Source organism: Gemella haemolysans (assembly GCF_901873445.1).
GTDB lineage: Bacteria > Bacillota > Bacilli > Staphylococcales > Gemellaceae > Gemella > Gemella haemolysans_C.
Window position 1 is genome coordinate 109,016 of sequence record NZ_CABFLN010000030.1, and the last position, 16,490, is coordinate 125,505.

Genomic DNA, 16,490 nt, shown 5'->3' on the forward strand with positions numbered 1-16,490 from the left:
ACTTGATAAAAATTTAAACAAGTAGTATAATTTGAAATGTAGACGTACGATAAAAATAAAATATGTAAATTTATGATTAAATAACGTACATTCAAATAAAAAAAGGAGCTTAAAGTATGAAAGTTGCGGTAATTATGGGTTCGAAGTCGGATTATACAACGATGGAAGAAACTTGTAAGTTGTTAGAAGAGTTTGAAATTCCTTTTGATAAAAAAGTAGTAAGTGCACATAGAACGCCTGATCTTTTAGTTGAATTTTCTAAAAATGCGAAGAAAAATGGTTATTCATTAATCATAGCGGCTGCAGGAGGTGCAGCACATCTTCCTGGGATGGTTGCTTCTATGACGACATTACCAGTTATTGGTGTTCCGATTAAATCTAGTGTTCTTAGTGGAGTTGACTCATTGTATTCAATAGTTCAGATGCCTGCAGGTGTACCGGTCTTAACTATGGCAATTGGGTTAGCTGGAGCTAAAAATGCGGCAATTAGTGCCTTATCAATACTAGGAATTTATGATGAGAAGTATGCTGATAAATACGAACAATTTAAAAAAGAACAAGAAAGAATAGTATTGGAAGAGATGAAACTATGATTAAGACAATTTTACCAGGAAAGACTATTGGAATAATCGGTGGTGGTCAACTAGGAAGAATGCTCGCAATGAGTGCCAAGGAGATGGGATACAAAATTGTTGTTTTAGATCCTAGTGACAGCTGTTGTGCAAAAATTTTTAGCGATATTTTTATTCAAGCTGAGTTCGATGATTTCGCAAGTGTTGAAAAGTTATGCTCCGTTAGTGATATCATTACTTTTGAATTCGAGAATATTGATGCCGCTTCTTTAGAAAAACTAGAGAAAAAGTATAATATTGTACAAAATGCAGAAGTACTGAGAACTACTCAACATAGATATTATGAAAAAGAATTTGCTAGAAAACTAGACATTCCAACAGTAGACTATATATATATTGAAGAAGATACTAATGTAGAAATAACTAAGCCTTATTTAATGAAAACTGTACGTTTTGGTTATGATGGAAAAGGTCAGAAAAAAATAAGCTCTAGTGAAGAAGTAGAACCACATACGTTACTAGAAGAGTTCGTTAAACTTGATAAAGAAATCTCAGTCGTCGCTGTTAAAGATAAAGAAGAGGTTAATATCGTTGCAGTAGTAGAGAATGAGCATAGAAATAATATTCTATATCGTTCGAAAGTACCAACTACAGCAACTAGTGAACAAGAAGCTCTTGCAATAGAGTATACGAAAAGAATTCTTAGTAATTTTGACTATTACGGAGTACTTACTGTTGAGTTTTTTATAAGTGAAGGAAAAGTTATTTTTAATGAAATAGCACCACGAGTTCACAATTCAGGACATATAACGATGCAGAGTGCAACTAAGAGTCAATTTAGAGCTCATATTGAAGCTATTTGCGGCTTAAAAGTTGGTAAGATAGAGAATAAAGAAACGACATTATATAATATCCTAGGTCAAGACTTAGATTATTATATAGCTGTGTATAAAAATAATGGTGGTTACTTACACTTATATGAAAAAGAACCACGACAAGATAGAAAAATAGGACATATTAATTTTTACGGTGATGTAATTTTAGGAGGAGAACATGACTAACAAACGAATTTTTGTAAAGAAACGTAATGGATATAATAAAGAAGAATTACAGCTAAGAGATAATCTGAACTTAGAGTTTAATCTAGGTCTTGACTCTGTCGAGTTGTATGTAATTTATGATGTCTTTAATATTGATGAAGAAACTTATGAACTAGCTAAAACTTCTGTGTTTTCTGAGATTGTTGTCGATAAAGTGTTTGAAGATATTGAGCTAAATGATGGGAAGTACTTCGCTTATGAAGTGTTACCTGCTCAATACGATCAAAGAGCTGACAGCGCAAAAGAAAGCATAAGACTGCTTAACTCGAAGAGTAAAGCAACTGTACGAAGTGGTAAGCTAGTTCTTTTTAATAAAGAATTAACAGATGAGCAATTAGAACTTGTTGAAAGTTATTTAGTAAATCCTATTGAAGCTCGTAAAAAAGATTTATCAATTCTTGACTTTACATTAGATTCTACTCCAAAACCACTAAAAGATTTAGCTGGATTTTTAGAGTTTGACAAAGATGCGTTACTTGGTCTTAAAAAAGAATTTTCTCTAGCGATGAATATTGAAGATTTAGTATTTATCCAAGATTACTTCAAAAAAGAAGGTCGCGTACCAACTGAAACTGAAATCTATGTATTAGATTGTTATTGGAGTGACCACTGCCGACACACTACATTTGAAACTGTGTTGGATGAAGTTAAAATTGAGTCAGAACTTTTCCAAAAAGAGATGCAAGATGCATTTGATTATTACTTAAACGTCCGTGATGAACTTGACCGTAACGATAAACCTATCACGCTTATGGATATGGCGAGTATTATCGGTAAATATCATGTGAAAGTATTAAAAGATGAAAATATTGAAGTAAGTGAAGAGATTAATGCATGCTCATTCTTTACTACTATAGAAAATAATGGTGAAAAAGAACGCTGGTTAATCCAATTCAAAAATGAAACTCATAACCACCCAAGTGAAATTGAACCATTCGGAGGAGCGAGTACTTGTATAGGAGGAGCTATTAGAGATCCACTTTCAGGACGTAGTTACGTATATCAAGCTATGCGTATTTCAGGAAGTGGTAATGTATTACAAAAACGTGAAGATACTTTAAAACACAAACTTCCTCAAGTAGATATAGCTAAAGGAACTGCACATGGTAATTCATCATACGGTAACCAAATTGGACTTGCGACTACTTTTGTTCGTGAATTATATGATGATAGCTATGTAGCTAAACATATGGAAGTTGGTGCTGTAGTCGGAGCTGTTAAGGACGGAGATTATAAACGTGAAACTCTTGTCGATGGTGATATCGTTGTAATGATAGGTGGTAGAACTGGTCGTGATGGTATTCAAGGTGCGAGTGGTTCAAGTGTAGAACATACTAACGATTCATTAAACACTATGTCTAGCCAAGTTCAAAAAGGTAATGCCCCTGAAGAACGTAAGTTACAGCGTTTATTTAGAAAACCAGAAGTTACAAGACTTGTTAAAAAATGTAATGACTTTGGTGCTGGTGGTGTATGTGTAGCTATCGGTGAACTTTCTGACGGTATTGAAATTCATTTAGAAAAAGTTCTTACTAAATATCAAGGCTTAAATGCGACAGAATTAGCTACTAGTGAATCTCAAGAACGTATGGCAGTAGCTATTGATAAGAAAGATTATGATGAGTTTGTTCGTGAATGTGAGAAAGAAAATATTGAGTACGCTCACGTTGCTACGGTAACTAATAGACGTAGATTAGAAATGTATTACAACGATGAGAAAGTTGTTGATATGAGTGCTGATTTCTTAGAAACAAGTGGTGTTCGTCAAAAATCGACAGTAACGATGAAAGATAACACTGCAGCTAATCCATTCTTAAATAAAGAAGTAACTCGTGAAAATATCTTAAGCGAATTAGGTGAGTTAAATGTAACTTGTCAAAAAGGTCTTGCTCAAAAATTTGACTCATCAATTGGTGTAACTACAGTTCTTATGCCTTTTGCTGGTAAACATAAACTTACACCAGTTCAAGCAAGTGTTCAAGCTTTACCAACATTACATACAACAAGTGATACTGCAACAATCTTAACTTATGGATTTATTCCAAAAATTTCTTACTACTCACCATTCCTATCATCTATTTATGCGGTGTTAGAATCAGTAGCAAAAGTTTATGCAGTAGGTGGAAATAAAGACAGCTTATACTTCTCATTCCAAGAATACTTCGAAAAACTAGGTACTGATAGTACTAAATGGGGTAAAGTTACTCAAAGTTTATTAGGAAGTATTTATGCTCAAAAAGAAATTGGTAGACCTAGTATCGGTGGTAAGGATAGTATGTCAGGTACTTTCAATGATTTAAATGTAGTTGAGACATTAATTTCATTCGCTTGTACTCCTGTAAAAATAGCTGATGTAATAACTCCTGAACTTAAACAAGTTGGCAATAGATTATACTACGTTCCTGTAGAAAAAGATGAAAAAGGATACCCAGACATTAAGAAAACTTTAGAAAATTATGAACTTGTTCATAAATATATTAAAGAAGGTAAGATAGTATCTGCTTATGTTCAAGAAGAGGGAAGTATTGCCGCTTCATTAGTGAAAATGTCACTAGGTAATGATCTTGGTTTTGAGGTGGAAAAAGAAAATATTCTTAACTTTGATCCAGCATCTCTAGTAGTAGAAGCAACAGCTGAACTTCCATTTGAAGAATTAGGAAAAGTTAGTGAAAGAATTATAATTAATAATGAAGTGTTTATGCATAAAGATATTTACGAAGCATACACAAAAACACTAAATAAAGTTTATCCATTATATCAAAATGAAGATAAAGGTAATGTTGAAAATCTACATACAGAATACAAAGAGAAAAAATATTATCCAGAATATGTAGAAGATGTAAAAGTAGTTATTCCAGTATTCCCTGGTACAAACTGTGAGTATGATAGTGAAAAAGCCTTCTTAGAAGCTGGAGCTACACCTATTACAGTAGTTATTAGAAATACTCGTGAAAATGATATTGAACAATCGATAGATGAATTCACAAAAGCTATTGAACAGTCTCATATCATTATGTTCCCTGGAGGATTCTCAAGTGGGGATGAACCAGATGGAAGTGCTAAATACATTGTAAACTTCTTAAAAAATGAAAAAGTTAAAGATGCGATTCATAAACACCTTGCTCAGAAAAAATTAATCTTAGGTGTGTGTAATGGATTCCAAGCATTGCTTAAATCAGGACTATTACCTTATGGTGAAGTTAGAGAATTAGCTGAAGACGACTTAACACTTTATAGAAACGATAGTTATGAACATATTTCAACTACAGCCTTTACTCGTGTAGCTAATACAAACTCACCTTGGTTACAAGATTTTAATATTGGAGATCAACACGAAGTGGTATTCAGTCATGGTGAAGGTAAAGTGGTAGGACTTAATATTAATAAATTTAAACATCTTGTAGCTTTCCAATATAGTGATTTCGATGGTAATGCTACATTAAATGGTCGCTTCAATCCTAATGGATCAGTTCTAGCTACTGAAGGATTAATTAGTGAAGATGGACTAATTCTAGGGAAAATGGGACACAGTGAAAGATACGGAGCTACACTATATAAAACAAATACAATAAAAGTAAAACAAGATATATTCAAAAATGGAGTGAATTACTTCAAAGGGGGAAGAAAATAATGAAACTTTTATACGAAGGAAAAGCTAAACAACTATTCGAATGTGAAAACAATGATGAAATATATGTGCATTATAAAAATAGTGCTACAGCCTTTAACGGTGTAAAAAAAGAAGAATTTGAAGGTAAAGGGGTATTTAATAACACAATTACTTCATTAATCTTTGAATACTTAGAAAAAGAAGGTGTAAAAACACACTTCATTAAAAAAGTTAACGAAACAGATCAAATATGTAAACACGTAACTATTATTCCTTTAGAAGTAATTGTTCGTAATATAGTAGCTGGTTCTATGGCGAAAAAATATGGACTTGAAGAAGGAAAAAAATTAAAAAAACCAGTCTTTGAGTTAAGTTATAAAAATGATGAACTAAATGACCCATTAATCAACAATGATCATGCAGTGGCATTAGAAATCGTTACAGAAGAAGAGTTAGAAAATATCCGTACACAAGCTTTAAAAATCAATGAACTATTACAAAAATTATACTTAGATGCAAACTTAGTACTTGTTGACTTCAAAATTGAATTCGGAAAAACTAAAGATGGTGAAATAATTCTAGCTGATGAAATTTCTCCAGATACATGTCGTCTTTGGGATAAGGATACAAATGAGAAATTAGACAAAGATAGATTTAGAAGAGATTTAGGTTCAGTAATGGAAGCTTATGAAGAAGTTTTAAGGAGATTAAAAAATGCGTAGTCTTAATGAAGAATGTGGAGTATTTGGTATTTGGGGACATCCTGAAGCTAGTAATGTGACGTACTTCGGTTTACATAGTTTACAACATAGAGGTCAAGAAGGAGCTGGAATAGTTTCTAAAGAAGGTACAACACTTAGAGGGCATCGCGACCTAGGTCTAGTATCAGAAGTATTTCGTGATAAAGAGAAATTAGAAAGATTAGTAGGTGAAAGTGCTATTGGACATGTTAGATATGCAACTAGCGGTAGCAATAGCATCCAAAATATCCAACCATTTCTATTTCATTTCTATGATATGAGTGTTGGTATTTGTCATAATGGTAATTTAATCAATGCAAAAACTTTGAGAAAAGAATTAGAAGAACAAGGTGCAATATTCCACTCGTCTTCTGATACAGAAGTACTAATTCATCTTATTAGAAGAAGTAAAAAAGAAACGTTTAAAGAACAGCTTAAAGAAAGTCTAAATATTATTAAAGGTGGATTTACATATTTAGTATTAACTGAAAAAACTCTTTATGGTGCGGTTGATCCAAATAGTTTTAGACCTTTAGCGATAGGTAAGATGAAAAATGGAGCGTATGTTGCTGCGAGTGAAACTTGTGCACTAGATGTAGTTGGTGCTGAGTTTGTATGTAATGTAGGTGCTGGAGAGCTAGTTACTATTAATGATAAAGGTATTAGAATCGAGAAATATACAGAAGATACACAAGTAGCTATAGCAGCGATGGAGTACGTATATTTCGCTAGACCAGACTCAAATATTGCTGGTATAAACGTACACAGTGCTAGAAAAAGAACAGGTCGAACACTTGCTAAGGAGCAACCTACACCAGATGCTGATATGGTAATTGGGGTACCTAATTCATCTTTATCAGCAGCCAGTGGTTATGCAGAAGAAAGTGGACTTCCATATGAAATGGGACTAATTAAAAATCAATATGTGGCTCGTACATTCATTCAACCTACTCAAGAACTTCGTGAGCAAGGTGTAAGGATGAAACTATCAGCTGTAAGAGGAGTAGTTCAAGGTAAGAGTATTGTCTTAGTTGATGACTCGATAGTACGTGGTACAACTAGTAAGAGAATAGTTCAATTGTTAAAAGAAGCGGGTGCTAGAGAAGTACATGTAAGAATAGCATGTCCACCACTAATGTTCCCAAGTTTCTATGGTATAGATATTTCTACTACACAAGAACTTATCTCAGCAAATAAAACAAATGAAGAAATCTGTGAAATTATTGGAGCGGATTCTCTAGGTTTCTTAAGTGAACAAGGATTAATAGATTCTATTGGTTTAAATTATGATGCACCTTATACAGGGTTATGTATGGAGTGCTATAACGGCGACTATTCTGCAGGTCTATATGATTATGAAGAAAGTTACGTTAATTCAATGACAGATATTCAAATACAATTTCTAAAAGAGAGGGGTAGAATGTAATGAGTAAAAAGTATGAAGAAAGTGGTGTAAGTTTACAAGCAGGTTATGAGAGTGTAGAACGTATTAAAAAACACGTAGCTCGTACAAAAAATCTAGGTATGATGTCAGCTATCGGTGGTTTTGGGGGAGCGTTCGATCTTAGTAGTTATAACTTTAAAAATCCTGTATTAGTTAGTGGAACTGACGGTGTAGGAACAAAACTAAAACTTGCATTCGAATTGGATATTCATGATACAATTGGTATAGATGTTGTAGCAATGTGTGCCAATGACATACTAGCTCAAGGTGCAATTCCATTATTCTTCTTAGATTATTTAGCTGTAGGTAAAAACTACCCTGAACAAGTAGAAGCAATTGTAGAAGGTGTTGCCGAAGGTTGTGTTCAAGCAGGATGTGCGATAGTCGGTGGGGAGACTGCTGAGATGGCAGGATTTTATGAAGATGGAGAATATGATATTGCTGGATTCTGCGTAGGTGCTCAAGAAAAAGAACTATTATTAAGTACTGAAAATACAAAAGCTGGACAAGCAGTAATTGGACTTCCATCAAGTGGGGTACATTCTAATGGATTCTCATTAGTAAGAAAAATTTTAAAAGATAATAATATTGGTTTAAACGAAGAATTTAACGGAAGTACAATAGGAAAAACATTATTAACACCTACTAAAATCTATGTAAAAGAAGTACTTAAAGTATTGGAAGAGGTAAAAGTAGCAGGAATAGCTCATATTACAGGTGGTGGTTTCCATGAGAATTTACCTCGTGCTCTTAAAGATGGATTAGGTATGAAGATTGATAAAAATTCATATGAAGTACCAGCGGTATTCAAGTATCTACAAGAAAAAGGTAAAATTGATGAAGAAGAAATGTACCATATCTTTAATATGGGTGTAGGAATGGTATTAATTGTAAACAAGGAAGACGTAGATAAAACTTTATCATTAATAGATAATGCGTTTGTTCTTGGAGAAGTAACAGATGAAAGTGGAATAAAAATAGTATGAAGAAAGTAGCGATATTTGCATCAGGAACAGGAAGTAATTTTGAGAAAATTGCTGATGATGAAAGATTAAAAGATAAAATCTCAATTGAGCTGTTAGTATGTGATAGAAAAGATGCAGCTGTAATAAGAAAAGCCCATGATAGAAATATTAAAGTGTTTGTCTTTTCAGCGAAAGATTTTGAGTCAAAAGAAGCATATGAAAGTGTGATTTTTGAGAAAGTTAAAGACTTAGATTATATATTTTTAGCGGGGTATATGAGAATTATTTCACCGTATTTCTTAGAAAAATATAAAAAGACAATTCTTAATTTACATCCGTCTTTATTACCGAAATTTAAAGGTAAAGATGCTATCGAACAAGCTTTTAATGTGGGTGAGAAGGAAATAGGAATTAGTATTCATTATGTAAATGAAGAACTTGATGGTGGAGAAGTGATTGCCCAAAGATCATTTGAAGTTTTAGAAGAGGATACTTTAGAAACTGTTACTGAAAAAGTACATAAACTAGAACATAAATTATATCCAGAAGTAATATTGAAGTTAGTTGAGGAGGCACTATGACTAAAAGAGCATTAATAAGTGTAAGTGATAAAACAAATATTGTAGAATTTGCAAAAGGTTTAGAAAAACATGGTTTTGAAGTTATTAGTACAGGTGGAACTTATACACATTTAAAAAATAATGGTGTAAGCTGTATCAGTATTGAAGATGTTACTCATTTTCCAGAAATTTTAGAAGGGCGTGTAAAAACTTTGCACCCTAAAATTCATGGTGGATTGCTATCAAAACGTGGTAATGAACTTCATAATAAACATGTAGCTGAAAATAACATTGATTATATTGACTTAGTTTGTGTAAACTTATATCCATTTGAAGCTACTGTAAAAAAAGAAGGGGTTAGTGAAGAGGAAATTATCGAAAATATTGATATCGGTGGTCCGAGTATGCTAAGAAGTGCTGCTAAAAACTTCAACGACGTAGCAGTAGTTACTGATATTAATGACTATGATAAAGTACTTTCTGAACTTGAACAAGGTGGTATTACGTATGAAACACGTCGTTCTTTAGCTATAAAAGTATTTAATACTACAGCAAGTTACGATGCTGCTATTGCGAATTACTTTAATAAAAAAGATAATTTAGTACCTGAAAAATTAACATTATCTTATAAACTTCAAGATAGTCTTCGTTACGGGGAAAACCCTCATCAAAAAGCTTATCACTATGTACAAGATAATAACGAAAGTTATGCTTTGCAGAATGCTGTGCAACTTCATGGTAAAGAAATGTCATACAATAATATTCAAGATGCTTCTGCAGCACTAGATATTCTTTCAGAGTTTGATGAAACTACATGTGTTGCTGTTAAACACATGAATCCATGTGGAGTAGCGACAGGAAGTTCTGTATTTGAAGCGTATAGTCGTGCATATGAAGCGGATCCTGTATCTATCTTCGGAGGAATAGTTGCAGTAAATGGCAAAGTAGATAAAGAAACTGCTGAAAAAATGCACAGTATCTTTTTAGAAATTATACTAGCAACAGATTATGATGAAGAAGCATTAGAAATACTAACTAAGAAGAAAAATCTACGTCTTTACAAACTGTCAGAAAAAAATAATAATCATGAACACCAAATTAAAAGTGTTCGTGGTGGAATCTTAGTACAAGATTTTAATGATAAACTAGCAGATGAATATGAAAGTGTGACTGAGAAAAAAGTTGATGAAACTCAACAAAAAGATATTGAGTTTGGCTTAAAAGTAGTAAAACATGTTAAGTCAAATGCAATAGTAGTAGTAAAAGATGGACAAACTTTAGGAATTGGTGCTGGTCAGATGAATAGAGTAGGTTCATGTAAAATAGCTTTAGAACAAGCAGGAGAAAAAGCAAGAGGTGCAGTGCTAGCTTCTGATGCATTCTTCCCGATGAGAGATAGTGCTGATATTGCGGCTGACTGCGGTATCGCTGCGATAGTGCAACCAGGTGGATCTATACGAGATCAAGAAAGCATAGATGCATGTAATGAGAAAGGTGTGGCGATGGTCTTCAGTAAAATACGTCACTTTAAACACTAATATGGCTAAAGTATTAGTAGTAGGAAGCGGTGGTAGAGAGCACGCTATCGCTTATAAATTTCATAAAGAAGGTCATGAAGTACATATGGTAGGAATTAATCCTGCAGTCGAAGAATTTGGAGTATGTGTAGCATTAACAGAAGACCAAATACCAAGCTACGCAAAAACAAATGGTATCGATCTTGTTTTTGTAGGACCTGAAGTGCCATTAGTTAATGGTCTAGTAGATGAACTACAAAAAGTAGGTGTACGTGCCTTTGGACCATCTAAACTTGCAGCGCAATTAGAAGGAAGCAAAGTATTCTCAAAAATGATGATGAGAAAATACAATATCCCTACAGCTAAATATGAAAGTTTCAATGATTATGAACAGGCAAGAGAGTACTTAAGCGAGCAAAAAGCTCCGATTGTTCTTAAAGCAGACGGACTAGCAGCAGGTAAAGGAGTAATAATAGCAAACACTCTAGAAGAAGCACAAGCTGAACTTAAGGAAATGATGTGCAATGCTAAATTCAATAAGGCCGGTTCTAGTGTCGTTATTGAAGAATTTCTTCAAGGTGAAGAATTTTCGTTAATGTGTTTTGTTTCAGATAGAAAAGTATATCCGATGAAAATTGCACAAGATCACAAACGTGCATTTGATAATGATGAAGGATTAAATACTGGAGGTATGGGAGCATATCTACCACTTAAGAAAATTACTCAAGATGACATTGATGAAGGGGTTAGAAATGTTGTTCAACCTATGGTTGATGCTATGAGTGATGAAGGAATGCCATTTTACGGTATATTATATGCCGGTCTTATGAAATGTCATGACGGTGTAAAAACTATTGAATTTAATGTTCGTTTTGGAGATCCAGAGAGTGAAATTTTACTTCTATCTTTAGAAAGTAGTCTATATGATATTGCTAATAATATTATTGATGGAAAAGAAGTAGAATTAACTTGGTCTGAGGATGCGTTTATAGGGGTTGTAATGGCAGCGAAAGGATATCCTGAACATAGTGAAAAAGGAGCTGTAATACACGGCTTAGATAAAGTGTCTACACCAGTATTCCATATGGGAACTAAGCGTGTAGGCGATGATATAGTAATTAATGGTGGTCGTGTATTATTAATTTGTGTACAAGGAAAGAGCTTGCAAGAAGCATATAAAAAAGTGTATAATGAGATAGTAAAAATAGAATGTGAAGAACTATTTTACAGAAAAGACATCGGTCATTTGTCATTATAATATTTTTAGATAGATCGATAGAAATAAAAAAAACATCAGGAGATTATTGCAATGATTGAAAGATATAGTAGAGAAGAAATGCGTAATATCTTTAGTGATGAGAATCGCTTTAAAGCATATTTAGAAGTAGAACTTTATGCGACAGAAGCTTGGAGTACATTAGGTGTTGTACCAAAAGAAGATGTTGAAAAATTATTCGCTAATGCAAAATTTGACCTACCAGGTATTTTAGAATTAGAAAAAGAAACAAAGCATGATATAGTAGCATTTACTCGTAATGTTTCTAGTTATCTAGGTGATGAAAAAAAATGGGTGCACTATGGATTAACATCTACTGATGTTGTTGATACTGCTTATGGATATTTATATAAACAAGCTAATGATATACTTTACAGAGATTTATTAAATTTCCAAGAAGTATTAAAGGAAAAAGCACTACAATATAAATTCACACCTTGTATCGGACGTACTCACGGAGTGCACGCTGATATTAGTAGTTTTGGATTAAAATTTGCTCTTTATTATGATGAATTTAACCGTCATATTAAACGTTTCAACGAAGTAAGAAAAATTATTGAAGTAGGTAAAATCTCTGGAGCTGTAGGTACATTCTCAAATACACCACCAGAAGTCCAAGACTATGTTTGTGCAAAATTAGGAATTGAATCAAGTAATATTTCTACGCAAACTTTACAACGTGATAGACACGCAGATTACTATGCAACATTAGCATTAATCGCAAGTTCAATCGAAAAAATCGGAGTAGAGATTCGTCACTTACAACGTACAGAAGTAAGAGAAGCAGAAGAATTCTTCTCGAAAAATCAAAAAGGTTCAAGTGCAATGCCTCACAAACGTAATCCAATCTCAAGTGAAAACATGGCCGGATGCGCTAGAATCATGCGTGGATATATGTTTGCAGCTTACGAAAATATTCCATTATGGCATGAACGTGATATTTCTCACTCAAGTGCAGAAAGAATATTAAGTAATGATGCAACAACATTATTAGATTATATGTTAAACAGATTTACTAATGTTGTGAAAAATCTAACAGTATTTACAGATAACATGATTAAAAATATTTATGCCACTAACGGTGTGATTTTCGCTCAAAGAACTATGAGTAACCTTATCGAAAAATACTCATTCTCTCGTGAAGAAGCATACGACTTAGTACAACCACTTGCAATGAAATCTTGGTTCGAAGGTATTCCATTTAGAGAGCTTCTTGAAGAAAATGAAACTATTAAAAATACAGTTTCTAAAGAAGTGTTAGATAGTTGTTTCGATCTAAATGTACATCTTGTAAATATCGATAAGATCTATAAACGTATTCCAGGGTTGGAAGATTAAAATAAAAAACAAAGACCAAAGAAAAGAGGTAGATTAAATGAAGTCAGACTTTCAAATTTCAAACGAATGTGAAAAGAAACATATTGCTGAAGTAGCAGGAAAATTAGGGATAAAAGAAGAAGATTTAATATTATACGGAAATCACAAAGCAAAAATTCAAACAAAAAATATCAAGAAAGATATTAGTGAAGATGCTAAACTAGTATTAGTAACATCTATTAACCCAACATCAAGTGGTGAAGGGAAAAGTACTGTAACTATCGGTTTATCTGATGGATTAAATAAAATCGGAAAAAAATCTTGTGTTGCACTACGTGAACCATCTTTAGGACCTGTATTAGGAAGAAAAGGTGGAGCAGCTGGTGGAGGATATGCACAAGTTGTACCGATGGAAGATATTAACCTACACTTTACTGGAGATATGCATGCTATTACTACAGCGCACAATGCAATTGCAGTACTAGTAAATAACCATGTATTTCAAGGTAACGAATTAGAGATTGATAAGATTGTCTTTAATCGTGTTATGGATATGAATGCACGTGATTTACGTCATATTAAAGTTAATGCTGGAACTGACTTAGAACGTCTTGATGGATTCGATATTACAGTAGCTAGTGAAATCATGGCAATCTTATGTTTATCAGAAGGATTAGGAGATCTTAAAGAAAAATTAAGTAATATTCTTGTTGCTTACAACAAAAAAGGTGAACCTGTTTACTTAAAAGATTTGAAAATTGAAGGTGTTATAACTTCATTATTAAAAGATGCGATTAAACCGAATATTGTCCAAACATTAGAAAACAACCCAGCGATTATTCATGGTGGACCATTCGCAAACATTGCGCACGGATGTAACTCAATCTTAGCTACAAAAACAGCTTTAAAATTTGCTGACTATGTAATTACAGAAGCTGGATTCGGAGCTGATTTAGGAGCTGAGAAATTCTTAAACATTAAATGTCGTAAGTCAGGTTTAAGACCAAAAGCTGCAGTAGTAGTTGCAACAATTAAAGCATTAAAACTACACGGTGATATTGAAGAAAAAGATCTAAAAGAAGAAAACTTAGAAGCATTAGCTAAAGGTGTTCAAAACTTAGAAAAACACATCGAAAACTTACGTAAATTCAATTTACCGATAGTAGTTGCCCTAAATGTCTTTGTTACTGATACAGAAAAAGAATTAGCATTCTTAGAAAACTGGGCTAAAGAACAAGGCGTAGAATTCTCTCGTACAGAAGTATGGGAAAAAGGTGGTCTTGGCGGAATAGACCTAGCAGAAAAAGTAGTAAAAGCTGTTGAAGGAAACGATAAAGAACTTCAATTATTATACAAAGATGAAGCTTCAATCATTGAAAAAATTGAAACTGTATGTCGTGAGATTTATGGAGCTGATGGAGTTAACTTCTCTGATGAAGTTAAGGCTGAAATCGAGAAAATAGAAAATCTTGGATTCAAGAACTTACCAGTATGTATGGCAAAAACTCCAGCTTCATTAACAGATAATGCAAAAATTAAAGGTCGTCCTACTGGATTTAACATTACTATTAACGATGTTAAACTACGTAGTGGTGCAGGATTCGTAGTAGCTTATGCGAATAAAGTATTAACAATGCCAGGACTTCCAAAAGTACCAAGTGCATTAAATATAGATATCGATGAAGAAACTGAAACAATTTTAGGAATCTTCTAATATAAAATTTATGCCAGATAAAATTAAAAGTATAAGTAACTTGAGAATTAGTATAAACTGATTCTCAGGTTATTTTTTGTATTTATATTTAGTATTAAATGTTTGATATAGTTGATAATTGTTTTTAATGAAAACGCATAAAAGCGAACAAAGTGAGAAAATAAGATAAATCGTCCGATAATTTTGAGTTTTTTATAAAAAAATGGTTGTAAACGTCTGTATTTGTGATATAATTATTAATGGAAAAAATAATTGCTTTCAGGAGGCGTAACTAATGTCAATAATCGTAGTAGTAGGTTCACAATGGGGAGATGAAGGTAAAGGTAAAATTACTGACTTTTTAGCAGAACGTGCTGATGTAATTGCTCGTTATCAAGGGGGTAACAACGCAGGACATACTATTAAGTTTGATGGAAAAACTTACAAACTTCAATTAATCCCATCTGGAATTTTTAATGAAGAAAAACTTTCAATTATCGGAAATGGTCTAGTAGTAGATCCAAAATGGATTTGCAGTGAGATCGATAGATTAAAAGAAAGTGGAGTTACTTGTAATGGATTAAGGATCTCTAATAGAGCACACGTAGTATTACCATATCACTTAAAACTTGATGAGGTTGAAGAAGCTCGTCGTGGAGAAAATAAAATTGGTACTACTAAAAAAGGTATCGGACCATGTTATGTAGATAAATACAAACGTTGTGGTATCCGTATTGCTGACTTATTAGATGCTGATTTATTCAAGAAAAAATTAGAACAAAATCTGAAAGAAAAAAATGAACTATTCGAAAAAATTTATGAAACTGAAGGATTCACAGTAGAAGAAATCTTCAATGAATACTTTGAATACGGAAAACAATTAGCTCAATATGTTACAGACACTTCTAAAGTATTAGAAGATGCACAAAATGAAAATAAAAATATTTTATTTGAAGGTGCACAAGGTGTAATGCTAGACATCGACCACGGAACATACCCGTATGTTACTTCATCTAATCCATCAGCAGGAGGAATCACAGTAGGTAATGGATTCGTACCAACCAATGGACTTAAAGTATTAGGGATTTCAAAAGCCTATACTTCTCGTGTAGGAGATGGACCATTCCCAACAGAATTATTTGATGAAATCGGAGATACAATTCGTGAAGTTGGTCATGAGTATGGAACAGTTACTAAACGACCACGTCGTATTGGATGGTTTGATACTGTAGTAATGCGTCACTCAGCTCGTGTATCTGGAATGACTAATCTGTCAGTGAATTGTCTTGACGTTCTTACAGGACTTAAAGAAATTAAAATCTGTACAGCATACGACTATAAAGGTGAAATCTTAACTGAATACCCAGCTAATGAAAACATCATTAAAGATTGTAAACCAATCTATGAAACATTACCAGGATTTGATGAAGATATCACAGGTGTAACATCACTAGATGAGCTTCCTGAAAATGCAAGAAAATATCTAGAAAAAATCGAAGAACTAGTAGGAGTTAAAATCTCTGTATTCTCTACAGGACCAGATAGAACTCAAACCCACTTACTAGAAGACTTATGGAACTAGTATAAAGATTAATATAGGAATTAAACCTCAAGGTATAGGTAATAGCCCCCAAAATTTGGACAAATTTTGGAGGGCTATTTATTATGAAATTAACAGATGAAAATAAGATAGAAA

Annotated in this window: 12 protein-coding genes; all 12 read left to right on the forward strand. The window is 33.1% G+C overall.

Features of this window, described 5'->3' with window-relative positions:
- Positions 1-116 precede the first annotated feature (116 nt).
- Positions 117-593, forward strand: coding sequence for a 5-(carboxyamino)imidazole ribonucleotide mutase (purE, locus tag JX287_RS04975; protein ID WP_204643065.1), 477 nt, complete (start codon positions 117-119; stop codon positions 591-593).
- Positions 590-1,633 carry a 5-(carboxyamino)imidazole ribonucleotide synthase gene (locus tag JX287_RS04980; RefSeq protein WP_204643067.1) on the forward strand — a complete coding sequence of 348 codons (1,044 nt, stop codon included), beginning with the start codon at positions 590-592 and terminating at the stop codon, positions 1,631-1,633. The genes purE and JX287_RS04980 overlap by 4 nt, the downstream gene beginning before the upstream one ends.
- Entirely contained in the window at positions 1,626-5,303 is a 3,678-nt protein-coding gene (locus JX287_RS04985) for a phosphoribosylformylglycinamidine synthase (RefSeq protein WP_204643069.1), read from the forward strand. Before JX287_RS04980 ends, JX287_RS04985 begins: the two co-directional genes overlap by 8 nt.
- Complete coding sequence (purC, locus tag JX287_RS04990) at positions 5,303-6,004, forward strand: phosphoribosylaminoimidazolesuccinocarboxamide synthase (RefSeq protein WP_204643071.1); 702 nt, start codon at positions 5,303-5,305, stop codon at positions 6,002-6,004. Before JX287_RS04985 ends, purC begins: the two co-directional genes overlap by 1 nt.
- Positions 5,997-7,448 (forward strand): amidophosphoribosyltransferase, encoded by a 1,452-nt coding sequence (gene purF, locus JX287_RS04995; protein WP_204643073.1) that lies wholly within the window; start codon positions 5,997-5,999, stop codon positions 7,446-7,448. The genes purC and purF overlap by 8 nt, the downstream gene beginning before the upstream one ends.
- Positions 7,448-8,452 carry a phosphoribosylformylglycinamidine cyclo-ligase gene (purM, locus tag JX287_RS05000; RefSeq protein WP_204643075.1) on the forward strand — a complete coding sequence of 335 codons (1,005 nt, stop codon included), beginning with the start codon at positions 7,448-7,450 and terminating at the stop codon, positions 8,450-8,452. The genes purF and purM overlap by 1 nt, the downstream gene beginning before the upstream one ends.
- Positions 8,449-9,012: a phosphoribosylglycinamide formyltransferase gene (purN, locus tag JX287_RS05005; RefSeq protein WP_204643077.1), complete on the forward strand. Its 564-nt coding sequence runs from the start codon at positions 8,449-8,451 to the stop codon at positions 9,010-9,012. The genes purM and purN overlap by 4 nt, the downstream gene beginning before the upstream one ends.
- Complete coding sequence (gene purH, locus JX287_RS05010; RefSeq protein WP_204643079.1) at positions 9,009-10,529, forward strand: bifunctional phosphoribosylaminoimidazolecarboxamide formyltransferase/IMP cyclohydrolase; 1,521 nt, start codon at positions 9,009-9,011, stop codon at positions 10,527-10,529. The genes purN and purH overlap by 4 nt, the downstream gene beginning before the upstream one ends.
- Before the next feature lies 1 nt (position 10,530).
- Positions 10,531-11,766 carry a phosphoribosylamine--glycine ligase gene (purD, locus tag JX287_RS05015; RefSeq protein WP_204643082.1) on the forward strand — a complete coding sequence of 412 codons (1,236 nt, stop codon included), beginning with the start codon at positions 10,531-10,533 and terminating at the stop codon, positions 11,764-11,766.
- Positions 11,767-11,817: 51 nt separating this feature from the next.
- A complete protein-coding gene (gene purB, locus JX287_RS05020) occupies positions 11,818-13,122 on the forward strand; it encodes an adenylosuccinate lyase (RefSeq protein ID WP_003145935.1) in 1,305 nt (434 codons plus the stop codon).
- Between the two features lie 37 nt (positions 13,123-13,159).
- The gene (locus tag JX287_RS05025) at positions 13,160-14,815 is read left to right on the forward strand and encodes a formate--tetrahydrofolate ligase (RefSeq protein ID WP_204643091.1); all 1,656 of its coding nucleotides are present in this window, start codon (positions 13,160-13,162) and stop codon (positions 14,813-14,815) included.
- A 274-nt stretch (positions 14,816-15,089) separates the two neighbouring features.
- Positions 15,090-16,376 (forward strand): adenylosuccinate synthase, encoded by a 1,287-nt coding sequence (locus tag JX287_RS05030; RefSeq protein WP_204643093.1) that lies wholly within the window; start codon positions 15,090-15,092, stop codon positions 16,374-16,376.
- Positions 16,377-16,490: the final 114 nt, after the last annotated feature.